The organism is Gimesia alba (assembly GCF_007744675.1).
GTDB classification, from domain to species: Bacteria; Planctomycetota; Planctomycetia; order Planctomycetales; family Planctomycetaceae; genus Gimesia; species Gimesia alba.
In genome coordinates, this window is record NZ_CP036269.1 from 2,735,093 (window position 1) to 2,760,845 (window position 25,753).

Sequence of the window (25,753 nt, forward strand, 5' to 3'; positions counted from 1 at the left end):
GTCAAACGAAATTCTGAATTCCCTGTTCTTTAAAGCGAGATTCCAGGCAGTGCAGAGGAGAATGAGCCGTTAAACGAATTCCTCTTCGTATTCTTCTTCGCCATAATCATCTTCGAATTCGTTCTGTTTGGCGGCTTCCCATTCATCGATTGTGTACAAGACTTCACGTGCCTGGGAGCCATTGTATTCGCCGACGATACCATCTTCGGCCATGTAATCGATCAAACGGGCACCACGTCCATAACCCACGCCGAGGGCACGTTGCAGTAGAGAAACGGAGCCGCGACCTTCGCGAATCACGATTTCGACTGCGTCGTTGTACAGACTGTCTTCTTTGCGATCGGAATCGCCTTCGTTGTTTTTCTTCGAGTTGGCAGCAGTGATTTGAGCCAGTTCCGGACTGTATTCCGGTTCCATATCGCTGAAGAAGTCGATCACGCTTTCGATTTCTTCATCACTGACATAGGCTCCCTGAGCACGGGTCAATTTACTGGTTCCGGGAGCGAGATACAGCATATCACCGTTACCGAGCAGGGCATCTGCCCCGTTTTCATCCAGAACCACCCGGCTATCGCCACGGCTGGCAACCTGGAACGAAACGCGGGCAGGCAGGTTCGATTTGATCAGACCTGTGATGACATCAACGGTTGGTTTCTGTGTTGCCAGAACAAGGTGGATTCCAACAGCTCGCGATTTTTGTGCGAGGCGAATAATGTGTGCTTCCACGTCTTTGCCTGAGGTCATCATCATATCTGCAATTTCGTCTGCGACGATCACGATCGAAGGCATTTTTTCGGGCATCTGCAGGGCTTCGTCCGATTCCGGATCGATGCCGGCCATTTCTAGCACTTTTTCTTTACCAAGTTTGTTGAAGCTTTCAATGTTACGGGATCCACAACGGGCCAGGAGGTCATAACGTTCTTCCATCTTATCGACAGCCCACGCTAAAACGGCTTCCGCTTTTTTCATGTCGGTAATCACGGGGTGCATTAAATGGGGAATGCGTTTATAGCCACTCAATTCCACCATTTTGGGGTCGATCATCAACATCTTGACTTCGTTAGGAGTCCGCGTCATCAACAGAGACAGGATCAATGTATTCAGACACACACTCTTACCAGTTCCCGTTCGACCGGCAATCAATAAGTGAGGCAGCTTGGACAGGTCGGCTGTCAAAGGGTGACCACTGACGTCTTTACCCATGAAGAGCGGAATCCGACTTTTCTCTGCTTCATCCGAGCAGGATTCTATCAGTTCCCGTAGCCGTACCATGACTTGTTTTTCGTTAGGAACTTCAACGCCCACCGTATTTTTTCCAGGGATAGAAGGCACCACACGAACAGAAGGCACTCGCAGTGCAACTGCCAGATCATGAGCCAGGGCAGTGACTTTGGCGACACGCAAGCCTGGTTTCAAATCGAGTTCGAACAGTGTCAAAACAGGGCCGGTGTCGATTTCGGAAACTTGAATATCCAGACCAAAGTCAGCGAAGGTATTTTCCAGAACTTCTGCGGCTTCTTCTGCTTTTTTCGCTAACAGTTCAAAGGGAAAGTTTTCCGCTTCTTCCAAAAGTTCTAACCCGGGCAACTTATACGAGCTGTTTTTTTTTTGCTCGATAGGCTGAGGCTTCCGCGCGATCCGAAGACCGGCGGGCGGATTGACTTTGATTGGCTTGCGTTTTTTTGCTTTTTTCGATTTGGGAACAGCGACGACTTCTTCTTCGTACTCTTCTTCCTCGTCTTCAGCAACGATCTCTTCTTCCTCTTCATATTCCTCTTCGTCTTCTTCATCCTCCTCAGAGGGTTCACGACTCAAAGCTCTGAAAGGAAAAGTCAGGCAGGAGAAAAGAATTCGCACCGGCAGTGTGTCGGCGGTTAGAAGCAGTCCGGCAAAAAACATGGAAGCCAACAGGACCAACGAACCAGCAATCGAAAATTTGGATTCGAGTAACGAGAAACCGAGCGCGCCAATATAACCGCCGCTGCCAATTAAGGGAGTGGCACTATTTTTGCCGAGCATCATCTGGCTGACAATACAGACCGAGATCAGAACGAGAGTCAGGCCAAAGAGTTCCACCATCACACCCGCGGCTTGCTGGCGGGAGAACATTCGCATGTCGACAACAATCAACGCCAGTAAAATGCCCCAGGCACCAATTCCAAAGCCGGATCGGAGCAGATGAGCAATATGAGCGCCTGACGAACCACACAGGTTTTGAGCGACATCACGAACGGGGTAGACGAGTTGCGCAGGTGGATCGGCGGGATCGTAGCTGAACAGGCTCAGTCCGAGAAAGACTGTAACCGCCAGCAACCCCAGCGCGATCAGATCTGTTTTAAATCGATGAATGTCGATCATGATGACCAACCTGCAAATCTATCTATTAAAAGTTTTCGTTTGTATTTGAAACAGGGGAATCAACGGCGCGCAAAGCGGACGCAAATATAATTGTTGTTTTTGTGGGGATTAATCAGATTCGAGTAAAAATGGTTCCCGTCTGAGACTAAACCCAAGAACGTCAACAGACGGGAACATTTTCACGACTAGTGTCTCAATGGGGGGGCATTGAGACGTACCAAACAAAAGTATGGATTCTGCTAGATGTTGATTTCCTTAACTACTCAAACCTAGCACACGAATGGAGGGCGTGTCGGAAAAAGTCAACAAACGATGTTTCGTTTTTGCCACAAGAGGAGGACAAGGTCGGGTTAGAGAAATCAGCCGAAGCTGCGCGGGCCGGGTCGTTCGATCTTAACGATTATACCGACTGCTTGATTTCGCGAGTTGCAGGTCTATAAAAGAGAGCCGACTTATTTGCCAGCCGCAATATGTTCCTGAATCCAGGCGATCAGAGAATCGGCGACCTGGGCTTTGGGCCCGGAGTAGGTCGCGACGGTTTCCTGGCTATGGTCAATGACTTCGACATGGTTTTCAGTAGATCCGATCGCGCTGACGCTATTGAGGACGATCGCGTCGCATTTTTTGCTGTAGAGCTTACGAACAGCATTGAACCTCGCGTCTTGGGACTCAAGGGCGAAGCCCATGACCCAGCGGTCCCCTTTTTGTGTACCTAGCTCGGCGAGCACATCGATCGTCTCCACGAGTTCCAATGTGATGGCTTCGCCGGTTTTAGCGATTTTTCCGGGTTTGCGGGTTTTGATGCGATAATCGCAGACAGCCGCCGTTCCAATGACACCATCGCAGTCAGCGAACAGTTTCTCGCATTGTTTGAACATCTCATCGGTCGTTTCGACGGGGTAGAGCTCACAGCCTTCAGGGGGAGAGAGTGTGACCGGGCCGGAAACCAGAGCGACTTCATGACCCGCCTGGATCGCGGAGCGGGCCAGGGCATATCCCATCTGGCCGCTGCTGGCGTTGGATAAATAGCGGACATCATCCAGGTATTCTCGTGTTGGGCCCGCAGTGATGAGAATTCGCATGTTATTGATTCACGTCCTGGCTGTTGAAGCTGGCTGAAGTCATTTCGTCTCAGCCCAGAATTGCTTCAATTTGGGTTAAGATCTCTGCTGGTTCCGCCATGCGACCTTTACCGACCACGCCGCAACTGAGCCAGCCTTCTCCCGGTTCGACTATCTGAATGCCATCTGCTTTGATCTGTTCCAGGTTCCGTTGGACGGCTGGTTTGGCCCACATTTCTGCATTCATGGCAGGGGCGAGTAGAATGGGGGTGGGGCAGGTAAGCGTCAGCGTGGAGAGCAGGTCGTCGCCAAAACCATGGGCCATCTGTGCGATGACGTTGGCTGTTGCCGGAGCGATGACAAAGAGTTCGGCGCGCTTGACCAGGCCGATGTGTTCTCCCTGAAAATGTTCTTGTGGAGAAAACACACCCTGATAGACCGGGCGTCCCGTCAATGCTTCAAAGGTGGTGGCGCCAATAAACTTTTGAGCCGCCTGGGTCATGACGACACTGACGGCTGCTCCTTTCTGGACCAGTTTACTGGTGAGGTCAGCCGCTTTGTAGGCGGCAATGCCTCCCGAAACCCCTAATAGAATTTCACGCCCCTGCATGAGTTCATTTCCGAGCAAATGAAACTGGTTTGACTAGGGAGCCAAATCTTCCAGTGAAGGACCTGCGTCGTCGTATTCGACGCCTTCCAGCGGGCTGACTGCTTCTTCCGTGATGGCGACTTCGCCAGACTGATCGAGATAGATTTTGTCTTCCATGATTTCCTGGACGACGACTTCCATATGATTTTTGGTCTGCAGTTCAACCAGCGGTCGTGCACCCCGATTCAGGGCGACAATTCGTTTTTGAATCAGTGCGGACAATTTGAATCGACCACCGACTTTGTTGACGATTTCTTCTTCTTTAAATTCTTCCAACATTAATTTCTTGCTCCCGTTGTTTCAGGATGGTGCCAATTTCAGTGACAGCCCGATCCAGTTCGTCATTGATAATGACATGACTATAATGTTTGGCCTGTTCCAATTCTTTCCGAATGGTTTCCAGCCGTTTTTCGATAACTTCTTCTGACTCTGTGCCTCGACTCCGAATGCGTTTTTCATATTCCTCATCGGAGGAGGTTCTGACAAAGAGTGTAATGGCCTGGGGGAACTGTTCTTTGAGTTTCAATGTTCCCTGCACATCAATTTCCAGAAACGGCCAGCCTCCCTCTTTGGCAGCCCGATCCACTTCCGATTTTAACGTACCATACCAGTATCCCAACCCATGAACCTGCTCGCATTCCAGGAATTCGTTATTTTTTCGTCGTTCTTCAAATTCTTCCTGCGTCAGGAAGTAATAATCTTCTCCGTCTACTTCCCCTTTGCGTCGGGGCCGGGTCGTCGCTGAGATTGCTTTGACGAGCTTAACCGGTGATTCCTGCATTAACCGATTAACGATTGTCGTTTTTCCACTGGCCGTTGGTCCAGACAGAACAATGATCGGAACTTCTGGTTGTGTGTTTGCTTGAGGTTCGGGCACTTTACAAAACTCCAGAGTGATCGTTGTGTCGTCTCAGTCTTCAGTTCTTGGGGACAATGAAATATTTTATTCAACGTTCTGGACGTTTTCTCTGATTTTTTCCACAGCCAGTTTCATTTCAATCACCGCGTGTGAGATCTCAACATCGTTGGCTTTGGAGCCGATGGTATTGATTTCGCGAAACATTTCCTGCACCAGGAATTCCAGTTTTTTCCCTTGTGACGTTTTGCCTGTGATGATTGTATCAAATTGTTCCAGATGGCATTTGAGTCGGGTGATTTCTTCGTTGATATCGCAACGGTCTGCAAACAGACTGACTTCCCGAATCAGACTATCCGGATCGAGTTCGACCTCCTGATCTTGCAGCAGGTCGCTTAGTCTCTGATGCAGTCGATCGCGGTAGCTGGTGACAACAAGCGGGGCTTTCTGTTTGACGATCTCCAGTTGATCGCAGATGATCTGGTTGCTGGCCAGCAGATCTGCCTGGGCTGACTCGCCTTCTGTTTTGCGGAACTCGGTTAGCTCGGTGAGGGCTCCCTGGATCGCCTGTTGAATCAGAGGCCAGTCGGCTTCTGGAGAATGTGATCGCGAGTAATTATCAATGGCCGCACCCGGTAAAGAAAGCAGGCTGTTGATGTTGTCTGGCAGCGGGAGGTGACAGACTTCGGTCAGGTGCTTGAGCTGTGACCAGTATTGCTGGATGACTTTTTCATCAAGCAGATAGTCGCTTGTGCGGTCCAGGCTATCGATTTTCAGCGTCAGGTTAACCGTACCGCGCGTAATCGAACCTCGCAGTAACTTTTCAATCTGGCTGCCAAGCTTTGCGTAAAAATCGGGGTATCGGGTCGATATTTTCAGGTAACGGTTGTTGACGGTTCGTATTTCAGCCTGGACCGAAAGCCGGTCATCTTCAGCAGTCGAACTTCCAAAACCAGTCATGCCTAGCAGCACAACGCACTCTTTTCTGTCTAACAGGAATGTTTGGAGGTTAAGAGAACAGTCTCTTGTTTGAATTTATTTCGATGGTTGCCAGAAAGACTAATTTGGTTTTGTTTCTGACTTGGTCGTTTCAGGTTTGTTCGCCTCAGGCTTAGCAGGCGTTTCCTGTTTTTTCTCAGTTGGAGCCGGTGTCTCTGTTGATTGGGGCGTTTCGGTCTTTTCTTCTGTGGCTGGTGTCTGAGGTTTCGCTGGTGTTTCCGTTAAATCTGCCGGTTTTTTAAATTCGGGCTTTGATGTTTCATCAGCTTCGACTAATGGTTCTTCTTTATCGGAATCGACCGCACTGGCTCCTTCAGCAACCGCACCCGGTGCGCCGGGGAATTTTCCAGAGCTGGCTCGTGTTGCGATTCCAGAAACCCCTGCCAGGATGACCCAGATCACAGCCATAACGACTGTGATTTTGGTAAAGACATCGCCTGCTTTGGTACCCAGGGCACTCTGTCCGCCGGCCCCACCAAATGCACCGGCCAATCCGCCACCGCGTCCTTTTTGCAGGAGGATGATGATGATCAGAAGTACGCCGAAGATCATTAATAGAGTCATCAAAACGGTGGCGAGGTCCAGAATGGCTGCAAACAACATTATGTCATCCTAATGGGTTATAGAACATTCAGCGAACGAGCAGAAACCACAAGGGGAACAACTCGTTTCGATATTGAGTAAGAATAGCAGTATCATACAGTAGTGTCATACGATCTGTAAATCGATCCTGCAATCCGAGTGCAGCTGAATCGAGATAAATTGACCGTTTTCAGTTAACCGGCTGATAATTCAGCGGCAGCCTGAATAATGGGAATGAACAGTTCTGCCTTGAGGCTGGCTCCGCCCACCAGGGCGCCATCGACATTATTTTGGGAGAGGAGCTCCCTGGCGTTATCCGGTTTCACACTCCCGCCATACAGAATCCGGGTGGAATCAGCAATTTCAGCGGAATAGTGCTCTTTGAGCCAGTTTCGCAGATATTGATGGGCTGATTCGGCCTGCTCGGGAGATGCGGTTAAGCCGGTACCGATGGCCCAGACTGGTTCGTAGGCGATGACGATCTGTCCAAATGCTGCTGCGTCAACTCCTTCAAGGCCCCCTGTCATCTGGGTGTTTAGGACCGCTTCCGTCTGGTCAGATTCCCGTTCGCTCTGTAACTCGCCGACGCAAAGAATGACTTGCAATCCTGCATCGAGGGCTTTTTTAACCTTCAAATTGATGTCAGTGTCGGTTTCGTTGAGAATGTGGCGTCGCTCGCTGTGTCCCAAAATGACAGACCGGCAACCGATATCGGTGAGCATTTCAGTTGCTGTTTCCCCGGTAAAAGCGCCAGGTGCTTCGTGGTAGCAATTTTGCGCACCAAAGCCAACACCCGAGCCATTGACAACATCACCGATGGTAGTCAGGTAAGGAAAGGGGGGGCAGACCAGGACTTCGACTGCCTGATTCTCTTCTGGAACTTCAGCTACGAGAGCCTTAGCCAATTCTGCACCGGATTCTTTGGTTGTATTCATTTTCCAGTTACCAGCTACAAGAAAGCGACGCATAATTCATCCTGTAATTAAAGAATGTGAAAGGGTTTGTGTTTCTCACGAACATTCACTTCTCTCAAAGTTCAAAAGAGAGCAGGGAGCGAGGAACAGACCGTATTCTATGAGCATCAAAATACGGGAAATTGTTATTTTTGAGGCGTATCGTGGTGGATAAGTTATTGATTCAGGGGCTGTGATTCAAGGAAACCACTGTGAAATCCTGAAATGCCGCCTTTTTTCACGCAATTTCTCTTATTATGAGGAGAAATCGAGGTAAAGCAGTCAAAATGAAGGGAGTCAGTTACTCCAAAATGCCACTACGGGGGTAGGAACCCATCGCTTCCAGGCGAACCACACGTTTTTCGAGTTCGCTGATCGTTCGCTTAATATGGGGTTCCTGGATATGTCCTTCGAAGTCAATAAAGAACAGGTAACCCGGTTCTTCGCCCCGCAACGGGAACGATTCAATCCAGGTCAAATTCACTTTATTTTTCTTGAAGATCTGCAGTGTGTCAGCCAGTGACCCTGCTTTATGGGCAATTTGAACCAGAATAGCAGTGCGGTCTTTGCCTGTCGGGTCACAAACTTCTTCGCCGATCACGGCGAAGCGAGTCACATTATTGGCATTGTCCTCAATGCCTTCCACGATAATCTGCAGGTCATATTCAACAGAGGCCTGGTGGCTGGCGACTGCAGCGGCGCCTGGCTTGGTTGCCGCCAGTTGTGCCGCGGTTGAGGTGCTGGTGACTTCGTGCAAATGAGCCTGTGGCATATTCCTGGAAAGCCACTCACGGCATTGGGAAAGTGCCTGAGGCTTGCTGTAGATCTCCGTGATTTCACTTCGCTCACAACGGGCCAGCAGGTTATGATGTACGGCAATCAGAACTTCTCCGCAGATTCTCAGCGGGAGCCGGGTAAACATATCGAGCGTGTCCACAACACGTCCATCGGTGCTGTTTTCAATGGGGACAACGCCGAATTCCGTGTTCCCACGGTTCACTTCTTCAAAGACAGCGCCGATGGTATTCACCGGAACCATATCGGCACCTTCGCCGAATCGTTCGAGGGCAGCCAGATGCGTGTAGCTGTAAGCGGGGCCAAGATACGCGACTCGTTGTGGATGAATTTTTCGGCGGGCGGAACTCAAAATCTGCCGGAAAACGCCACGGATGGCGTTGTTGGTCATCGGACCAGATGAATTGAGTTTTTCGATGGTCTCGCGCAGTTCTTCGTCTGATTTCGGATCAAACATGGCCTTACGCGGATCTGGATCGCCTTTGATCTGCTTGATCGTCATGGAGCAGCGTTTGTTAACCAGTTTGACGATTTCCCGGTCAAGTTTTTTTAACTCGGATTGAAGCGAGGCAGGGCTGCGTTTGCTGCTTTGTCGGGCGACTTTTTTCTTGGCTGGCGTCTTCGGTTTGCTAGCTGAAGTTCGTTTGTTAACCGCTTTTTTCTTGGCCATCGGAATCTTTCAGGATGTGAGTCTCGTTTCTGTCTCTCAGAAAATTAACCGCAGCCAGTTCACACGCCCTCCCTGGTTGTGCTTCATTCTTTACTGACAGTTTCACAATTGGATTACAATCCCTTAAGAATTTCTCAGCATGGGATTTCTCCCGAAGGTCTCAGGTAAGTCTCATAAGATACTGTTAAATATGGAGTTATGTGTATCGAATGAAATGAAATCAAAGCACGGTTTCGATTAAGAACCGACTTAGTCTTCAATTGTTCTAGTTTGTACCGCCGTGATTAGGGACTGTCAAGCGGTTGGGCAGTGCCTGTGAACGGTTTAGCCTTTATTTCAAGGGGCCGGCTGTCTAAACTGCCAATATGTCATTTTGTCGTACCGGCAGGTTTGATTTGCAATCGTGCCAATATGGCAGTTTTTATGCATGCCTTTTTGGGACTTATAAAGTTGTGAGGTCTGTAAGGTGTTTAATGGTAATAGATTACGTTAGTTTTTTTGCTGCTGGAATTAACTTGGCACACTCATTGCTATCTAGACAAACAGCCTGTATAAATTGGCTGCTTTGCTAAAAACGATAAGAAACGCATGATTGATGTACGGAATGGGCGGATTCAGCTCGACTCTGCATTTTGTACAGATCTGAATTAAGAATATGGAAAGAGGGGAACTTAAATGTCTTCAGGTGAAAAGATCATTGGAATTGATTTAGGAACCACAAACTCAGTGGTTTCCATTATGGAAGGTGGGGAAGCGAAAGTAATCCCTAACCTGGAAGGGAATCGGATTACCCCCAGTGTGGTCGCTTTCACCGATAAAGGGGAGACACTGGTTGGGGAGCCTGCGAAACGGCAGGCAGTGACGAATCCGAAGAATACGGTTTACTCAGTCAAACGTTTTATGGGGCGTCGGCACAACGAAGTGCAGAGCGAAGAAAAGATCGTTCCCTATAAAATTATTGGTGGGCCGGAAGAATACGTCAAAATTGAAGCGGGCAGCAAAACCTATACGCCGCCCGAAATTTCCGCCTCGATCTTGCGGAAATTAAAGGAAGCTGCTGAGAGCTATCTGGGACATAAAGTCAATAAAGCTGTGGTCACTGTGCCAGCTTACTTCAATGATGCGCAGCGACAGGCGACGAAAGATGCCGGTCAGATTGCCGGTCTGGATGTATCCCGGATTATCAACGAGCCGACAGCCGCCGCACTGGCCTATGGTCTGGAGAAAAAGAACGATGAAAAGATTGTCGTATTCGACTTTGGTGGCGGTACGTTTGACGTATCCGTTCTGGAAGTCGGCGACGAAATCATTGAAACATTGAGCACGAATGGGGACGGTCACCTCGGTGGTGATGATTTCGATGAAGAGTTAATCAATCATATTGCAGATGAGTTCAAGAAAGAGCAGGGAATCGATCTGCGGGATGATGCGATGGCGTTACAGCGTCTGCGTGAAGCTGCTGAAAAAGCGAAAAAGGAACTCTCATCATCACAAACGACCGATATCAATCTGCCGTTTATTACAGCCGACAGTTCTGGTGCAAAGCACTTACAGATGGCGATCACCCGTTCCGAGTTTGAGAAATTGATCGATCCTCTTGTAGAGCGGTGTCGTAAGCCGGTTGAGCAGGCAATGAAAGATGCCGGGCTCAGTTCCAGCGATATTGACGAAGTGGTCCTGGTTGGTGGTTCAACACGTGTGCCTAAGGTTCAGGAATTCGTTAAGAAAATCTTCGGAAAAGAACCGCACAAGGGAGTCAACCCTGACGAAGTCGTTTCGATTGGTGCAGCGATTCAAGGGGGAATTATCTCTGGTGATGTTCAAGATGTTGTTCTGCTCGACGTCACGCCGTTGTCTTTGGGAATTGAAACCGAAGGTGGTGTGATGACCAAGCTGGTTGAGCGAAACACGACAATTCCTGTGACCAAAGACCAGACGTTCTCAACCGCAGCTGATAATCAGACTGCTGTGACAGTGCGTGTGTTCCAGGGTGAGCGTCAGATGGCGAATGACAACCGTTTGCTGGGTCAGTTCAATCTGGAAGAGCTGCCGCCGGCACCGCGTGGGGTTCCACAGATTAAAGTGGTCTTCGATATCGATGTGAACGGAATCTTGAATGTTTCGGCGAAGGATGTTGCTACCGGAAAAGAAACGTCTGTTCGCATTGAACAGTCCAGTGGTCTGTCCGAAGCGGAAATTGAAGATATGCAGCGTCAGGCGGAAGCCCATGCTGATGAAGATAAAAAGAAAAAAGAACTGGCAGAAGCCAAGAACAATGGTTCTCGAATTGTTTACGATGTAGAAAAGCTGTTGAAAGAGCACGCCGAAAAAATCGATGCTGCTTCGAAGTCGGCTATTGAAGCATCTGTGAAAAAAGTAAACGATGCTTTGGAAACCGAAGATGCGGCAGCCATCAATACGGCCTGTGAAGAATTGCAGCAGGCAACCCACGCCTTTACCGAGCAGATGTATAAAGAAAGTCAGGCTGCCGGTGGTGAAGGAGCGGCTGCGGGCGGAGAAGAGGCTTCTGCTGGTGGAGATGAAGAGGAAGTCATTGATGCAGAATTTGAGAAAAAGGACTAGTTCCTTCGATTCTGCAGAGAAACCTTAATGGGAAGCGGGGCTCAGCATCACAGCTGAGCCCCGGTCTCCCGAACTGAGAGAACATTTCAGACACAATACGATTACCACTTTCAAACTGATTTGCAGGCTCAATTTTATTCCCACCTCACCGGGTCTGTTTCATAAAAAATAGATAAAAATGTCGAGGCACTGCTTGTCGGCGGATTATTTCGTATGATAATCCAGGCTGTTGAGTTGCTGCGCAGATGATAAACAGAATTGGAGGAGCATGATGGCGTTTCGATTTGAAAAATTAACTGTGAAAGCTCAGGAAGCAGTGCAGCGTGCCCAGCAGGCGGCAGAAGATTTCGGCCAACAGGAAATCAAGCCTCTGCATTTACTGAAAGCGTTGCTGGACGAGGAGCAGGGGGTTGTTAAACCGCTGATTCAAAAAATTGGTGCGAATCTGCCTCAGCTTCAAAAGATGGTCGATGATGAAATCAATCGTCTGCCAAAAGTTTCAGGGGCGGCGATGCAGGTTGGCATAGGCCAGGATCTGCTCAAGGTATTACAGGCGGCGCAGGATCGCGCTGACCAGATGCAGGACAATTTTGTCTCGACCGAACATATGCTGTTGGCGTTTACCACGGTCGATGATCAGGTTAAGAGGTTGCTGGAACTGAATGGGATCGAAGAATCAGATGTCTTATCTGCATTGCAGGCAGTACGCGGCGGGCAGCGCGTGACCGATCAGAGTCCGGAAGAGAAATATCAATCATTGGAGCAGTACGGTAAAGATCTGGTCGAGTTAGCGCGCCAGGGTAAGATTGACCCGGTAATTGGCCGCGACCAGGAAATCCGTCGTGTTGTTCAGATTCTCTCCCGTCGTCGAAAGAATAACCCGGTCTTGATTGGGGAAGCCGGTGTCGGAAAAACGGCGATTGTAGAAGGGCTTGCCCATCGGATTGTGATGGGCGATGTGCCACAGAATCTGAAGAATAAACGAGTCATTGCCTTAGACATGGGGGCATTGATTGCCGGGACCAAATATCGCGGCGAGTTCGAAGATCGTCTGAAAGCCGTGCTGAAAGAAATTGAGCAGGCTAAAGGTGAGATCATTCTGTTCATTGACGAATTGCATACGGTGGTCGGTGCGGGGGCAGCAGAAGGAGGGGCAGATGCGTCCAACCTGTTGAAGCCGGCTCTGGCACGCGGCGAGTTACATTGTGTGGGGGCAACGACACTCGATGAATATCGCAAATACATTGAAAAAGATCCTGCACTGGAGCGACGTTTTCAGCCGGTCATGGTTCAGGAGCCGACTGTTGAAGATACGATTTCCATTCTGCGTGGGTTGAAAGAACGTTATGAAACCCATCACGGCGTGCGGATTATGGATGACGCGTTAATCAACGCGGCGACATTGTCGGACCGTTATATCAACGATCGTTTTCTGCCTGATAAAGCAATCGACCTGGTCGATGAGGCAGCCAGCCAGTTGCGGATGGAAATGGATTCGATGCCTTCTGAAATTGATGAGGCTACTCGGCAGTTAACGCGGATGCAGATTGAGGCGACTGCTCTGGCAACGGAAACGACTCCGGAGAGCAAGGAGCGATTGGAAGAGCTGCGCAAGCAGATCGCCGATCGCGAAGAGAGTGTGAATGCACTCAAAACCCGCTGGGAAACGGAGAAGGAAGCTTTGGCTGGACTGCAGCCGTTGAAGGAAGAGATCGATCGCTTAAATACTGCTTACGAGCAGGCATTTCATCGGGCTCAGCAGACAAATTCCAATGAAGACTATGCGACTGCTTATAAAGCAGAGCAGGAATTGAATGCCGCCCGTCAGCGTTTGTCGGAAATGGAAGAGCGGGTATCGGAGCTGGGGGATGTCGGCGGAGAACGATTGTTGCGCGAAGAGGTGACCCCCGAAGATATCGCCAAGGTAATCAGCATGTGGACCGGCATTCCAATTTCCAAGATGCTGCAGGGAGAACGGGAAAAACTGCTGCGAATGGAAGATGAAATTCATCAGCGGATGATCAACCAGAACGAAGCAGTCGAAGCGGTGTCTAACGCGGTCCGGCGGTCTCGTTCCGGACTGCAGGATCAGAATCGGCCCATTGGTTCTTTCATGTTCCTGGGACCTACGGGTGTGGGAAAAACAGAACTGTGTAAGGCACTCGCCGGTTTTCTGTTTGACGACGAGCGGAATATGATTCGTATCGACATGAGCGAGTTCATGGAGAAGCATTCTGTCGCACGCTTGATCGGTGCTCCTCCAGGATATGTCGGATACGAAGAAGGGGGGCGATTAACCGAGGCGGTGCGGCGTCAGCCTTATTCGGTGGTGCTGCTGGACGAGGTCGAAAAGGCACACCGCGATGTGTTTAATATCTTATTGCAGCTTCTGGATGACGGGCGATTGACCGACAGTCACGGCCGCACTGTCGATTTTTCGAACACGATTGTGGTGATGACGTCGAATATCGGCAGTCAGACGATTATGGATCTGTCTGGAAAAGAAGATGAGCAGATCATTCATAATCGTGTGATGGACGCACTGCAGCATGAATTTCTCCCCGAGTTCCTCAACCGGATTGATGAAGTAATTGTCTTCCATCCGTTGGGACGCGAGGAGATTCGTCAGATTGTCGACCTGCAGCTGAAGAATCTGTCGGCGCTGGTCGAAGACAATGGGTTTTCACTGGAAGTATCGATGGCCGCCAAAGATTTATTGGCGGAAGAAGGGTATGACCCGGTGTATGGGGCACGACCTTTGAAGCGAACGATTCAGCAAAATATTCAGAACGAGCTGGCCAACAAGTTGCTTTCCGGGGCTTTCTCGGAAGGGGCCACGATCTATGTGGATGCGAGTGAAGGCTCGTATCTGTTTTCTGAAAAGTAATGACCGCCCTTTTGGGCAATGGGTTTTCGCAGCCTCGGGGTGATCTCCGGGGCTGTGTTTTTTTTGGCTGCGTTTTTAGGCTGTGTTTTTATGGGGGGGGGGATGGATTAGCGGAGCTGGCTACCGCGCATGAAAAAACGACGCTCACTCTGAATCAAGTTAGCGTCATCGTTTTATGTACAAAGGCTCTTAGTGCCTCAGGCAGATTCTTCCAAGACAGCGAAAGGGCTGATCTTACGAACTTTTTCTTTGATCTGCTCTTTTTCGGATGCGTCTTTTGCTTTGGCAAACTTTTCCCGGAGTTTCTTCAGCTTGTGCTTTCGTACTCGACGTTGGGCAAGCTCACGCCCTTTTTCAACACGTCCCATTTCTTGTCAGTTCCTGGTAAAATAAAATTCGTGTGTTCTGATGTATATATCTCGCTTGGAGTACCTGATTCTAACATCTCTTGTAGTAAGGGGCAACGATTAGAGCAGGGCATTTTCTCAGAGATTTCGAGAGAAGCCGGGGTTAAGATTCGGGTTGACCTGTTCGCAATTCCTTGATATTTCACTCTTTCCCTCTCTCACCCCCCCTCAGTTTATGTCTACCTTCCCTGTTTGTCAGATCGTGCTTTCCAAGCGACGAAAGTCAGCCAGGCATGTTTCCAGTCGCTCCTTATCCTTAATCCGGGAAAAAATCAGGTATGTTTTTTCAGTCTCCACAGGCTGTTTTTCGTGCAATTGCCCTGTGCACGCTCATTTTGAGCGGCATTACCGGCTCGGTTTATGCGCAGAAAGGGGCTTCGAATCTCGAAGACTCTGGCTCTGCCAAGGGGCGTTCTTTGCGTCATCGTACCATTTTCATGCCCCGAGATCAGGATCCTGACATTAAGCAGGTTAGCCAATCCCCCCAGGTGCCCAATGTTTTGGACGCTGAATCGCGGGAAGCATTGGGGATTCCACCTCAATTGCTTGATGATGAGCAAGACTGGGCAGAACCCGAGGATGAGTGCATCGATTGTGAAACATTTGTGCCTTTGATTTCTCATAAGAGTGCCACGGGAAGTGTTACCTGGTTACCCGGATCAGGCGATGAGTTGGGGATCTTCACTCTGGCACTGTCTGAAACCGTAGAGTTTCCGCGCTTTGAAGGATTTACTGCCACACCCCGATTTGGTGTGCATTATCTGGATGGCCCGATAAGAACCGATTTGCCGGCACGCGTCTATGATACGTCCGTTGCCTTTCGGTGGTTTAATAAAGTCAATGAAAAGTGGTCTTACGAGCTGGAAGTGGCGCCGGGCGTTTACAGTGATTTCAAGAATGTCACGTCCGATTCACTGAGAATCACTGGAAAAGGGCTGGCATATTATGTGCATTCACGATCCAAGCAATTTGTGATGGGGGTTGTGTATCTGGACCGGGAAGACATTATGTTGTTGCCGGCAGCAGGTATGATTATGTGGTTCAGTGAAGGTTCACGGCTGGAACTGATTTTCCCCAAGCCCAAGTTCACCTATCGAGTTGAAAAAGATGAGTCAAAAGAACGCTGGTTGTATGTGGCTGGCGAATTTGGCGGTGGTTCCTGGGGAATTCGCCGAGGCGCAACCGGCTTTGATGATATTGCCACTTACAGCGATTTGCGATTAATGGGTGGTGTGGAGACCAAGCATACCAATGGCATGATCAGCCAGTTCGAAATCGGCTACGTCTTCAATCGTAAGCTGGAATACAAGTCGGATATCGGCAACTACGATATCTCTCCCACCGGTATGGTGCGCTATCAGCTGACTTTCTGAGTCTTATAAATCACAGTTGATGTCGATCCAAGTCCGTTTGTCAAATGATTCGAGTACGGAATCAGCAATCAACTGGGCTGACGCACCGTGGTCAAAACCGGGGATCGCGTCCCGTTCTTCTACGATGGCCGACACAAACTCGTAAACCAGATCATAGCGGAAGACGGTGCTGGGCACGCCTTCGTGCGGCTCTCGCGGACTGCCTTCAATCACCAGAAATTCTTCCGGAACGGGTAACTTTTCCATCGTTTGGCCCGGTTTGCCGATCAGGATGTTGTTGGGATCGGTCAACTGATAAGCGGCGGAACCTTCCGAGCCATTCACTTCCGCCCACTCGTAGCCAAAGCCGTCATTGTGATAGCCTTTCATCAAGGTGCTGCCTTCCCAGACGCCGACTGCTCCGTTTTCAAATTGGCCGATGAGCGAGGACCAGTCGTCAACTTCAGATGGTTCACAGGGCTCTCCGTCTGATGTTTTGTCTCGGGGGACAAATTGCGCCACCGCGCCACAAATGCTTTTGATCGGGCCGAGCAGGTCTTGCGCAAAATCGATGCGGTGAATGGTCATGTCAAACAGGTCGCCGGCACCAGCCAGTTTTTTACTTTGTCGCCAGCCCCAGCTTGATTCGGGCCAGTCGAGAAACCGCTGGCTGCGGAAGTGCCGGGGAACGCCGAGTGCGCCGGATTCCACGAGATGCTTCACGTACCGCATGGAGGGGGCAAATCGATAAGTAAACGCCGTCATGTGTCGCAGATTGGCATCGCGGGCAGCGCGGTACATTTCTGCTGATTCAGTATAATTTAAGCCCAGTGGTTTTTCGCACATGACATGCTTGCCCCCTTTGATGCAGGCTAATGCAATTTCATGGTGCGTAAAGTTTGGGGTGGCGATGATCACTGCATCGACTTCAGGGTCGTTGGCGATCTCTTCGTATTTCGTCGTGACTTTGGTTTTTCCCCAGTCTGACTGGCGTTGCGCCAGGAGTTCGGAGTTGGGGTCACAAATCGAGACCAGTTCGGCGCGAGGATCGAGATTGATGCCTGGGACATGGTGGTAATCGGAGACTGCGCCGGCACCGATAATTCCAATACGAACTGAATCTGTCATGAAAAAACCTTAGCGTGTTTCTATTGAGTAAATCGGGAAGTAGTGACTTATGTTTGATGCAGTCGGGCGAGCAGGGCGAGTGCTTCCTCGTGCGTATGGATTGATTCTTCCAACTGCGCGTCCTGAATCCGCGTCAGCAGTTCTTTAAACTCGGGCCCTGATTGAATGCCGTAGTCAATCAAATCATTACCCGTGATGAGTGGGGGAGGATTTAATACCTCGATGGGAGTATGATCCCGATACTGGCGACAAAATTCAAGGTCCTCCAAAGGTTGTTTTTGAGAAGTCAGGTCAGCGTGGACCAGTTCAAACAGGTAAGGGCAATTCTCATGAGCCAGCAATCGTTTGATTTTTGAAAGTTTAAAATCGCGGGCGCCTTGCAGACTCATTCGGTGTTCAATCAGCCACAGGGCCAGATGAAGGCCGTGGTTGGAGAAACGAAGTTGTTTGCAGATCTGGTGAGCTGCGTCGAGTTGATCTGCGGGAGTTGCTGCCGGCAAATCGAGCAATAACGCGGCGAAAGCGGTCTCAAAGTTGGCCGTAGTTAATAGCTCGAGTCGATCCAGGGTTCGGTTCCAGAGAGGCAGATGTTCCTCGATTTCCCACAATGGTGCGAGTTCGGGGATGATCGGTTTCATTAAGCCGGAGCTTTGTACGAGTTCAATTGCATCTCTCCGGTGAGGATGAATCAGCATTTTGCGTAATTCTTCGGCAATCCGTTCTGGGCTGACGACCGTGATTTCATTGGCCATGGTCTGAATGGCGTGGAATGTGGATTCAGCGAGGTGAAACCCGAGCGTGGCAGCAAAGCGGATGGCGCGAAGTAAGCGTAATTTGTCTTCCTGCATTCGTTCCAGGGGATTACCAATGGCGCGAATCAGATGCTGCTGGAGGTCCACTTTTCCTCCGACATAATCGTAGATCGATTCATTGATGGGGTCGTAGAACATGCCGTTGATCGTGAAATCGCGACGTTGAGCGTCTTCTTCCGCCGTGGTGAATTTGACGTGTTCGGGGCGACGTCCATCAAGGTAGGGGCCCTCACTGCGAAACGTGGCGATTTCGACATCGCAGTCCGGCTGATGGCCTCGGACGATGATCACTCCAAAGCTGGCTCCAACCGCCAGAGTGCGGCGTTTACCAAACAGGTGACGCACCTCCTCGGGAAGAGCATTGGTCGCTACGTCATAGTCTTTAGGCTCTTTTTCCAGTAGAAGATCCCGTACGCAGCCGCCAGCCCAGAGGGCTTGGAATCCCGCGTCTCGCAATTTGCGGACAATGTCTACGGCAGCGATGTAGGGTTCAGAATGTTTCATTACAGATTGGGGAATTCAAAATAAAATTTAACGTGTGACGATGAGGTTATAATAATAGCAAGTTCCGATTACTTATCGACTTATGTTCGCTGTTTTTTGATCGTTTCAACGAAGATCTGTGGAGAAGCTCTTCGGGGGCCTGGTTTTCAAGGACAGGAAAAGCAGGGGCGAGGTTCATAAAACGGACTTCGCAAATAGAGGGTAATGCCGTATGATTTATTGTTCAAATGATTTCTTTTCCCTGGCATGACGGGTTCATTGCTCAATGGCACTCAGAAATTCCAGATACAAGACAGGATCAGACGTTTTGCGAGGAACACACGGTATACGTTTTGATGGGTCCCGTTTCTGGGTTCTCCATCGCAGAAGAGAGTTCGGCCCTTTCGATTACGAATGGAGTAAGGATTTCTCTGGCGTAGAATTTATGTACCGTGATCAGAAGTTTGGCGAATATTGTAGTGCCGAAGAAATCTTTGCTGATTTGAAGCAGTTTGCACTCCCGATGCGCGTGGTCGAGGTCGCCTGTCTGACCATCGGCATGGTCCTGTACGGCGTGCTGAATGGTCTTCCGGAAACGCTTTGGAAAGAACTCTTACGACAACGCCTGGACGAAAGTGGTTTTGAACGCTTCGATTTTGGGGATGAGGGGCCGGAACGGCTTACCGGTTAAATCTGGCAAATTCGTTATAAACAGTTTATTTGTCACAAGATCGGTGTGCGAGAAGCGAACTCAGAGGGGAAGCACACACCAATTGATATGTCAAAGAGGTGCTTGTAAGTAGCTTGTATTAAATGGCTTACATGAATGGATCTTGGTTTGTCTTAAATTCTTATTGATTTTAAACACGTGTTTAATACAATTGTTTGAAACAACGTTTTGAAATCATCGTCCTCTTGGAGGTTTCGAGAGGCTTATTGTCAAGTTAGTACTCATGCGCTAGAAAGAGTGGGGACAAGTCTCATATGGCGTCTTGTAATGTCCGTGATCGATTACTGGAAGTGGCCGGGCCCGTTTTCTCAGAAAAGGGATTCGAGAAGACCACGGTCCGTGAAATCTGTCAGAAAGCGGACGTGAATCTCGCCAGTGTGAATTATTATTTTGGCGATAAGGAACAGCTTTATCTGGAGGTAGTCTGCCTGGCCAAGGAGATGGGGGTTTCGCGGGCTCCATTACCAGAATGGACTTCTGAGACCACTCCCGAACAAAAGCTGCGGGACTGGGTCTCTACATTGGTGAGACGGATGTTGGGAACGGGAGAGCTGTCCTGGAGCAATCATTTGATGATGCGTGAAGTGTTAAGGCCAACGAAAGCGTGTGAGCATCTCATTCAGGAGCTGTTTCGGCCGTTTGTGAATGTGGCGGACTCGATCTTGCAGGAGATACTGGGGGATGGCGTTCCAGAATATCGGCGGATGCAGTGTGTTTTCAGCATTGCCGCTCAATGTCAGTTCTATCGAGTTTCTGATGGCCTGGTGACTTTGATGTTAGGGCAAGAGGAAAAAGCGTCTCACTACAATTCAGAGCATTTGATGGAGCATATTCTGCAATTTTCGCTGGCGGCGGTTAAGAATCTGAAGCAGGAATTCACCGCATCAGAAGTGGAATCTTCTTCATCACTTCATGGAATCTGAACCTCCAGAGTTAAGAATAGGTGTATTGATTTTATGTAACGTTTTCCTAATTGAAAGAATTTAGTCAGAACGAATAAAAAGGCTTTCCTGCGGGAGAGTGCTTTCGCTACTGTTTGAACAATCCATTTCATTTTGATTTTCACAAATTGGCTTTTCGCGTCCGTGGTCAATTCTTGTTGTGAAGCATTTCGCGATAGAAAATACTCATGTCAGATTTGAAAACTCAAAAATCGAGCAGTTTTTCTAAGAAACTCAAGCATTTTTTGCTTCCGATTTTTATCATCGCGATCGGCTTTGGCAGCTTGGTCGTCCTGATGGCGATGAAGCAGGAACCGGAGAAGAGCGAAAAACAGCTGGCAGATTTAGCACCACTGGTCTCGACCGAAAAAATTGATCTTTCTGATTCCGGGGTCACGATTACCGTCGACGGGATTGTTGTTCCGTCGAGGGAAGTGAAACTGGCTGCTGAAGTTTCAGGAAAAGTCATTTTTACTCGGAACGGATGTAAGGTGGGGAATCTGGTCCGCAAAGCTACTCTTCAGGAACTGAAATCTGAGGGAACTGAGAATCTCCTGATTCAGATTGATCCAGAGAATTACCAGCTGGAAGTCAAGCGGTTGACTCAGGAACATGCCCAGGCACAGGACGTGATTGACGAGTTAGAAGTCGAGATCGACAACGCCAAAGCGATGATTGATTTAGCACACGAAGAAGTGCGACTGCAGAAAACTCATTTGAATCGAATCGAGAAATTACGGGCAAGAAATGTCGTATCCGATACGGATTACGAAGAAGCAAAACGGAGTGAACTTGCTGCACGCAACGCTTTGCAAAAGTTGACGAACGAGGCCGATTTGCTCAAATCGCGTCGGCAGCGAATGATGCATGCCCGTGATCTGGTGGGAGTCCAGCTTTCGAGAGCCAAACTCGATTTGAGCCGCACTCGGATTTACTCTCCCATAGATGGAGTTATTGTCGAGGACTCGGTGGAAAAAGATGGTTATGTCAAAGTGGGGGATCCACTGGTGACCATCGAAGATACTTCCTCTGTCGAAGTCCGTTCGAATTTGCGAATGGAAGAGTTGTACCAACTGTGGCAGCACGCCGCACAGACAGCGAAAAAAGGACAAGCGTTGGTCAAGGTGGACCAGACAAATCGACATGATCTGGGATATCAGCTCCCGCAGCTTCCCGTCAAAGTGTCCTATGAGTTGGGGGGCAGAAAATATATCTGGAATGGAAAACTTTCCCGCTATGATGGGATTGGTCTGGACGAGAAAACGAGAACGGTTCCCTGCCGGATTGTGGTTCCCGACCCCCGACCTGCAGAGATCTTAGTGAATGGGAAGCCAACCGATCAGGTTGTGGGCGCGCCCCCTTTGACGCGTGGAATGTATGTTTCAATCGAAATTCCACTCACAGGAAACGTTTCCTTACTGACGATTCCCGAAACGGCGATTCGCCCCGGAAATCTGGTCTGGGTCGTGCGAGAAGGCACGTTGCATTCCGAGAAGATTCGTGTCGTCGACACGAGCGACGACATACTGTTGGTTGAACTGGGAGCTTCCGGGCTGAAGCCAGGCGATCATGTTGTGACTTCTCCATTGAGCACTGCCAATGATGGCATGCTCGTCCGTGAAGGAGGGGCAAAATGAGGTCGGTCATCAAATGGGCGATCAGTAATTCGCCCGCGATGAACACATTGATGGTTACCGTTTTGGGCGTCGGACTGGTTTCGCTAATGCTCATGCGGCGGGAAGTGTTCCCGGAATTTGAGCTGGAAATCATTCTGGTCTCGGTTCCTTATCCCGGTGCCAGTCCGGATGAAGTCGAAGAAGGTATCTGCCAGAAGATGGAAGAAGCCGTCCGTTCGATTGACGGAATAAAAAAAATGACCTCGATTGCCAATGAAGGCTCGGGGTCATTGGTATTGGAACTCAGGGCTGACGTGCCTGATGTGCAGAAAATTCTGAATGAGGTCCGCTCCGAAATCGACCGTATTCCCAGTTTTCCGGAGCTGGCAGAAGATCCGGAAGTCCAGCAGATTACGTTCAGGCAGGTGGCGATCGAAGTTGCTGTGATTGGTCCTGATGAGGAAGGTGCCAACAGTGAGTGGGAGTTGCGGTCGGTCTCCGAGCGAATTCGAGATGAATTATTGCAGCTTAAGTCGGTTTCGCAGGCGAATATCGCGGGGGCCCGTGATTACCAGATTGATATTGAAATCCCGGAAGCGACGCTTCGTAAATATGGTCTGACATTACAGGACGTGGCGCGAACGGTTCGCCGGGAAAACCTGGAGTTGCCAGGGGGGAAGCTGATTACCGATTCGCAGGTCTTACTGCTGCGAGGTAAGAATAAACATTTGATTGGCAGTGAGATCGAGAAGATTCCCCTGGTGACTGAGCCGGGGGGAGTGGTACTTACCGTCGGCGATATCGGGCGGGTGCAGGATGATTTTTCTGATACGACGATGATCAGTGAAATTGACGGAAAGCCGGCTCTGTCAATTGCCGTCGAACGAACCGCACAGGAAGACCTGCTGGCGATTGTGGAGCAGGTTCGCGAGTATGTGAAAACCGCCAACCTGCCGCCAGGCTATTCGTTGAAGTTGTGGAAAGATCAGTCGATCGATGTCCGCGATCGAATGAGTCTGCTCAGCCGAAACGGGTTGCAGGGTTTGATTCTTGTTTTTATCACGCTGACGATTTTTCTGGAATTTCGGCTGGCGTTCTGGGTTGCTTTGGGGATTCCGATTTCGATGTTTGGTGCGTGTATTGTGCTGTACTATACCGGCCAGACATTAAATATGCTTTCGATGTTCGCGTTTTTGATGGCGCTCGGGATTGTCGTTGATGACGCGATTGTGGTGGGTGAGAACATCTATGAGCATCGGCAGATGGGAAAGTCATTTCTTGTCGCCGCCATTGATGGTGCGACGGAAGTATTGCCTTCTGTTTGTGCTTCCGTGACCACCACCGTTATCGCATTTATGCCGTTGTTGTTTGTTTCAGGCATTATGGGGAAATTCATCGCTGTGATGCCGATCGCCGTGATCGCGATGTTAGTGATTTCCCTGTTGGAAAGTACGTTTATTCTTCCCTGTCATCTGGCACATGGAAAACAAACTTCTGTAAAGGGAGCGGATCAGGATCCATCAGAGGGTTTTGTCGGGCGAAAATTGAATAAATTTATCGAACGAATCTATCTGCCTGTTTTGAAAGCGGCGTTGAACTATCCGAGCTCTGCACTCGCGGTGGCAGGCGCACTCATGTTGTTGTCGGCAGGATTGATTCTGGGCGGATTCGCGCCGTTCAATATCTTTCCGAAGACCGATTATCGAATGATTGAAGCCACGGTCGAATTTCCCGATGGAACGCCACAATCGATTACCGGTGAGGCGACTCGGAAAATTCAAGAGGTGTTTGAAGAGCTGGATCAGGACTATCAGAAGGAACATGGCAACTCTCTGGTTAAGCTGGTTCGCAGGAATGTCGGCTTTGGTACGCGTGATGAGTCGGGGGGAGGGCTTGGCGGCTCAGTCGAAGGGAGTCATGTCGGCAAAGTCAGTGTGGAGATCGTCGAAGCAGAAGAGCGGACGCTGGGCAGTGAAGAAATTCTTGATCTCTGGCGAGAGCGAGTCGGTGAGGTGCCTGGCGTCGATCGACTGACTTTTAATTCCCCCTCAATGGGGCCTGGTGGCAAGCCGATTGAATTTAAACTGCTGGCGGATGCGAAACACCTGAATGAGTTGGAAGCGGCGGTGGAAGCATGTAAACAGGAACTGGCCACCTATCCGGGAGTGAAAGATATTAATGATGACTCCAGTCCCGGTAAGTGGGAGTTCCAGATCAAGATCAAAGACAAAGCCCGTGCGATGGGTGTGCCTTTAGCAGATGTTGCAGAGACGGTCCGTGCGACGTATTACGGAGAAGAAGTCATGCGGCTTCAGCGCGGGAGGCATGAAGTCAAATTGATGGTTCGTTATCCGGAAGAAGAACGTCGTTCTCTGATGGGCTTTGATGATATCCGGATTCGAACAGGAGATGGCTCTGAGCGACCGATTACCGAACTGGCTGAAATTGATGTGAAACGCGGATATTCCGAAATCAACCGGATTGATCAACAGCGGTCGATCACCGTGTCTTCCGATCTGAATGAGAAAGAAGGCAACGCACGGGAGATTGTTCAATCGCTGAAAAAACCAGGCGGTTTTATGGATCAGTTATTGGCTAAATATCCTGATGTGCGAGTCCGTTGGGAAGGGCAGCAGGAGCAGACGGACGAGTCAGTGAATAGTTTGATTGTCGGACTACTGATCGCGATGGCATCGATGTTTGCCTTACTGACGGTGGAGTTTCGATCTTATGTCCAACCTTTGATTATTTTAGGCATCATTCCTTTTGGGATTATTGGAGCCGTGTTTGGCCATGCGATTTTGGGAATGGAGTTAACACTGTTTTCCTTATTCGGTTTGGTCGCTTTAACAGGTGTCGTGGTCAATGATTCGATTGTATTAATCGATTTTATCAATCATCGTATCGCTGATGGTCTGCCTTTAAAAGCGGCGCTGCTGGATGCGGGACAGCGACGTTTTCGGCCTGTATTGCTGACTTCGATGACAACGATCGTCGGATTAGCGCCAATTTTGAAAGAGACTTCGTTTCAGGCCCAGATTATTATCCCGATGGCTGCCAGTTTGATTTTCGGTCTGATGCTGGCCACGGTTCTGGTTCTGTTTCTCATTCCTACGTATTATTACCTGTATGCACGGGCCATGGGGGCCAAGCCAGATGAACCCTGGGTCCGTAATTTGGATGGTAAGGAAGAGGGACAAGGCTATAATATTGATGAGGGGCAACTCTCAGGTGTTACGCCCATGCAGACTTAAAATAGAGCAAATGTGATCGTTTGGATATGTTCTTGCTTGTCGATGTGGCCTCTGGTTAGTATACGCCGACAGTTTTGGTCTGAAAGTCTGGTTTACAGTCGGAAGAAGTCGATCTTCTTTTAGGTTTAGAATGATGAAACGTGTTTTGCTCAAATCAAAAATTCACCGCGCTACCGTGACGGAAGCGAATCTGGAGTACAATGGCAGTGTGACCATTGATCAGGAGTTGATGGAAGCTGCTGATATTGTTGAGTACGAGCAAGTACAGATTTACAACATCACCTCTGGTACCCGACTGACGACTTATGCCATTTTAGGCGAGCCAGGCTCGGGTGTGATCTGTATTAATGGGGCTGCCGCTCATCTGGTCAAACCGAATGACCTGGTGATCATTGCCAGCTATGCAGAGTATAAAGAAAAGGAATCACGCTGCCATCAGCCTAAGGTGGTTTTGGTTGATGGGCAAAATAGCCCCGTTCCTGCTACAGCGGAAATGCCTGTGGTCTCTGGATCTGAGTAAAGGAGCATTGGATGCAGGCATACGGTGCCTGTTTTTTGTGCACTTTGCGACGCTTGTAACGAATGAATGAAGTAAACGTCATTGTTTCTCAAAAAAATTCACTCTGCCTCTTCCGTG

Annotated in this window: 20 protein-coding genes; 8 read left to right on the forward strand and 12 right to left on the reverse strand. The window is 49.5% G+C overall.

Annotated features, from left to right (window positions below):
* Positions 1–69: 69 nt before the first annotated feature.
* From Pan241w_RS10130 to pheA, 9 genes are all read right to left on the reverse strand, one after another.
* Complete coding sequence (locus tag Pan241w_RS10130) at positions 70–2,358, reverse strand: DNA translocase FtsK (RefSeq protein WP_145214591.1); 2,289 nt, start codon at positions 2,356–2,358, stop codon at positions 70–72.
* A gap of 452 nt (positions 2,359–2,810) precedes the next feature.
* Positions 2,811–3,440: a phosphopantothenoylcysteine decarboxylase domain-containing protein gene (locus Pan241w_RS10135; RefSeq protein ID WP_145214594.1), complete on the reverse strand. Its 630-nt coding sequence runs from the start codon at positions 3,438–3,440 to the stop codon at positions 2,811–2,813.
* 49 nt (positions 3,441–3,489) lie between these two features.
* The gene (locus Pan241w_RS10140; protein WP_145214597.1) at positions 3,490–4,029 is read right to left on the reverse strand and encodes a flavoprotein; all 540 of its coding nucleotides are present in this window, start codon (positions 4,027–4,029) and stop codon (positions 3,490–3,492) included.
* A gap of 33 nt (positions 4,030–4,062) precedes the next feature.
* Positions 4,063–4,347: a DNA-directed RNA polymerase subunit omega gene (locus tag Pan241w_RS10145; RefSeq protein ID WP_145214600.1), complete on the reverse strand. Its 285-nt coding sequence runs from the start codon at positions 4,345–4,347 to the stop codon at positions 4,063–4,065.
* Positions 4,331–4,945, reverse strand: coding sequence for a guanylate kinase (gmk, locus tag Pan241w_RS10150; RefSeq protein WP_145214603.1), 615 nt, complete (start codon positions 4,943–4,945; stop codon positions 4,331–4,333). Before gmk ends, Pan241w_RS10145 begins: the two co-directional genes overlap by 17 nt.
* A gap of 66 nt (positions 4,946–5,011) precedes the next feature.
* Entirely contained in the window at positions 5,012–5,896 is an 885-nt protein-coding gene (locus tag Pan241w_RS10155; RefSeq protein ID WP_145214606.1) for a YicC/YloC family endoribonuclease, read from the reverse strand.
* 87 nt (positions 5,897–5,983) lie between these two features.
* Complete coding sequence (gene secG / locus Pan241w_RS10160; RefSeq protein WP_145214609.1) at positions 5,984–6,526, reverse strand: preprotein translocase subunit SecG; 543 nt, start codon at positions 6,524–6,526, stop codon at positions 5,984–5,986.
* Positions 6,527–6,699: 173 nt separating this feature from the next.
* Positions 6,700–7,473, reverse strand: a complete 774-nt coding sequence (tpiA, locus tag Pan241w_RS10165; protein ID WP_198000447.1) for a triose-phosphate isomerase — start codon at positions 7,471–7,473, stop codon at positions 6,700–6,702.
* A gap of 286 nt (positions 7,474–7,759) precedes the next feature.
* A complete protein-coding gene (gene pheA / locus Pan241w_RS10170; RefSeq protein ID WP_145214615.1) occupies positions 7,760–8,923 on the reverse strand; it encodes a prephenate dehydratase in 1,164 nt (387 codons plus the stop codon).
* A gap of 675 nt (positions 8,924–9,598) precedes the next feature.
* Here pheA and dnaK point away from each other — a divergent pair.
* Both dnaK and clpB read left to right on the forward strand, forming a co-directional pair.
* Positions 9,599–11,506 carry a molecular chaperone DnaK gene (dnaK, locus tag Pan241w_RS10175; protein WP_145214618.1) on the forward strand — a complete coding sequence of 636 codons (1,908 nt, stop codon included), beginning with the start codon at positions 9,599–9,601 and terminating at the stop codon, positions 11,504–11,506.
* 271 nt (positions 11,507–11,777) lie between these two features.
* The gene (clpB, locus tag Pan241w_RS10180; protein ID WP_145223324.1) at positions 11,778–14,393 is read left to right on the forward strand and encodes an ATP-dependent chaperone ClpB; all 2,616 of its coding nucleotides are present in this window, start codon (positions 11,778–11,780) and stop codon (positions 14,391–14,393) included.
* A 197-nt stretch (positions 14,394–14,590) separates the two neighbouring features.
* Here the strand turns inward: clpB and Pan241w_RS29355 are convergent, their stop codons facing one another.
* Positions 14,591–14,761: a DUF6800 family protein gene (locus tag Pan241w_RS29355; protein ID WP_198000448.1), complete on the reverse strand. Its 171-nt coding sequence runs from the start codon at positions 14,759–14,761 to the stop codon at positions 14,591–14,593.
* A 317-nt stretch (positions 14,762–15,078) separates the two neighbouring features.
* Between Pan241w_RS29355 and Pan241w_RS10185 the strand changes: the two genes are divergently transcribed.
* Positions 15,079–16,173, forward strand: coding sequence for a DUF6268 family outer membrane beta-barrel protein (locus Pan241w_RS10185; RefSeq protein ID WP_145214621.1), 1,095 nt, complete (start codon positions 15,079–15,081; stop codon positions 16,171–16,173).
* A gap of 3 nt (positions 16,174–16,176) precedes the next feature.
* Here Pan241w_RS10185 and Pan241w_RS10190 read toward each other — a convergent pair whose 3' ends face one another.
* Positions 16,177–17,280 (reverse strand): Gfo/Idh/MocA family protein, encoded by a 1,104-nt coding sequence (locus Pan241w_RS10190; protein WP_145214623.1) that lies wholly within the window; start codon positions 17,278–17,280, stop codon positions 16,177–16,179.
* Between the two features lie 47 nt (positions 17,281–17,327).
* The gene (locus Pan241w_RS10195) at positions 17,328–18,596 is read right to left on the reverse strand and encodes a CCA tRNA nucleotidyltransferase (protein WP_145214626.1); all 1,269 of its coding nucleotides are present in this window, start codon (positions 18,594–18,596) and stop codon (positions 17,328–17,330) included.
* A 424-nt stretch (positions 18,597–19,020) separates the two neighbouring features.
* On the opposite strand from Pan241w_RS10195, the gene Pan241w_RS10200 reads away from it, so the two are divergent.
* The 5 genes from Pan241w_RS10200 (at position 19,021) to panD (ending at position 25,636) form a co-directional block, all read left to right on the forward strand.
* Positions 19,021–19,266, forward strand: coding sequence for a hypothetical protein (locus Pan241w_RS10200; RefSeq protein ID WP_232107407.1), 246 nt, complete (start codon positions 19,021–19,023; stop codon positions 19,264–19,266).
* Positions 19,267–19,559: 293 nt separating this feature from the next.
* Complete coding sequence (locus Pan241w_RS10205; RefSeq protein ID WP_145214633.1) at positions 19,560–20,228, forward strand: TetR/AcrR family transcriptional regulator; 669 nt, start codon at positions 19,560–19,562, stop codon at positions 20,226–20,228.
* Positions 20,229–20,434: 206 nt separating this feature from the next.
* The gene (locus Pan241w_RS10210; protein ID WP_145214636.1) at positions 20,435–21,883 is read left to right on the forward strand and encodes an efflux RND transporter periplasmic adaptor subunit; all 1,449 of its coding nucleotides are present in this window, start codon (positions 20,435–20,437) and stop codon (positions 21,881–21,883) included.
* Positions 21,880–25,116, forward strand: coding sequence for an efflux RND transporter permease subunit (locus Pan241w_RS10215; RefSeq protein ID WP_145214638.1), 3,237 nt, complete (start codon positions 21,880–21,882; stop codon positions 25,114–25,116). The genes Pan241w_RS10210 and Pan241w_RS10215 overlap by 4 nt, the downstream gene beginning before the upstream one ends.
* A 133-nt stretch (positions 25,117–25,249) precedes the next feature.
* On the forward strand, positions 25,250–25,636 hold the full coding sequence (gene panD, locus Pan241w_RS10220) for an aspartate 1-decarboxylase (RefSeq protein ID WP_145223326.1): 387 nt from the start codon (positions 25,250–25,252) through the stop codon (positions 25,634–25,636).
* The last annotated feature ends 117 nt before the right edge of the window (positions 25,637–25,753 follow it).

What these genes read in the sequence shown, in the direction of transcription:
- Pan241w_RS10130 (WP_145214591.1), bottom strand. Translation starts at nt 2,358, where the DNA reads ATGATCGACATTCATCGATTTAAAACAGATCTGATCGCGCTGGGGTTG.
- Pan241w_RS10135 (WP_145214594.1), bottom strand. Translation starts at nt 3,440, where the DNA reads ATGCGAATTCTCATCACTGCGGGCCCAACACGAGAATACCTGGATGAT.
- Pan241w_RS10140 (WP_145214597.1), bottom strand. Translation starts at nt 4,029, where the DNA reads ATGCAGGGGCGTGAAATTCTATTAGGGGTTTCGGGAGGCATTGCCGCC.
- Pan241w_RS10145 (WP_145214600.1), bottom strand. Translation starts at nt 4,347, where the DNA reads ATGTTGGAAGAATTTAAAGAAGAAGAAATCGTCAACAAAGTCGGTGGT.
- secG (WP_145214609.1), bottom strand. Translation starts at nt 6,526, where the DNA reads ATGTTGTTTGCAGCCATTCTGGACCTCGCCACCGTTTTGATGACTCTA.
- tpiA (WP_198000447.1), bottom strand. Translation starts at nt 7,473, where the DNA reads ATGCGTCGCTTTCTTGTAGCTGGTAACTGGAAAATGAATACAACCAAA.
- pheA (WP_145214615.1), bottom strand. Translation starts at nt 8,923, where the DNA reads ATGGCCAAGAAAAAAGCGGTTAACAAACGAACTTCAGCTAGCAAACCG.
- dnaK (WP_145214618.1), top strand. Translation starts at nt 9,599, where the DNA reads ATGTCTTCAGGTGAAAAGATCATTGGAATTGATTTAGGAACCACAAAC.
- clpB (WP_145223324.1), top strand. Translation starts at nt 11,778, where the DNA reads ATGGCGTTTCGATTTGAAAAATTAACTGTGAAAGCTCAGGAAGCAGTG.
- Pan241w_RS29355 (WP_198000448.1), bottom strand. Translation starts at nt 14,761, where the DNA reads ATGGGACGTGTTGAAAAAGGGCGTGAGCTTGCCCAACGTCGAGTACGA.
- Pan241w_RS10185 (WP_145214621.1), top strand. Translation starts at nt 15,079, where the DNA reads ATGTTTTTTCAGTCTCCACAGGCTGTTTTTCGTGCAATTGCCCTGTGC.
- Pan241w_RS10190 (WP_145214623.1), bottom strand. Translation starts at nt 17,280, where the DNA reads ATGACAGATTCAGTTCGTATTGGAATTATCGGTGCCGGCGCAGTCTCC.
- Pan241w_RS10195 (WP_145214626.1), bottom strand. Translation starts at nt 18,596, where the DNA reads ATGAAACATTCTGAACCCTACATCGCTGCCGTAGACATTGTCCGCAAA.
- Pan241w_RS10200 (WP_232107407.1), top strand. Translation starts at nt 19,021, where the DNA reads ATGTACCGTGATCAGAAGTTTGGCGAATATTGTAGTGCCGAAGAAATC.
- Pan241w_RS10205 (WP_145214633.1), top strand. Translation starts at nt 19,560, where the DNA reads ATGGCGTCTTGTAATGTCCGTGATCGATTACTGGAAGTGGCCGGGCCC.
- Pan241w_RS10210 (WP_145214636.1), top strand. Translation starts at nt 20,435, where the DNA reads ATGTCAGATTTGAAAACTCAAAAATCGAGCAGTTTTTCTAAGAAACTC.
- Pan241w_RS10215 (WP_145214638.1), top strand. Translation starts at nt 21,880, where the DNA reads ATGAGGTCGGTCATCAAATGGGCGATCAGTAATTCGCCCGCGATGAAC.
- panD (WP_145223326.1), top strand. Translation starts at nt 25,250, where the DNA reads ATGAAACGTGTTTTGCTCAAATCAAAAATTCACCGCGCTACCGTGACG.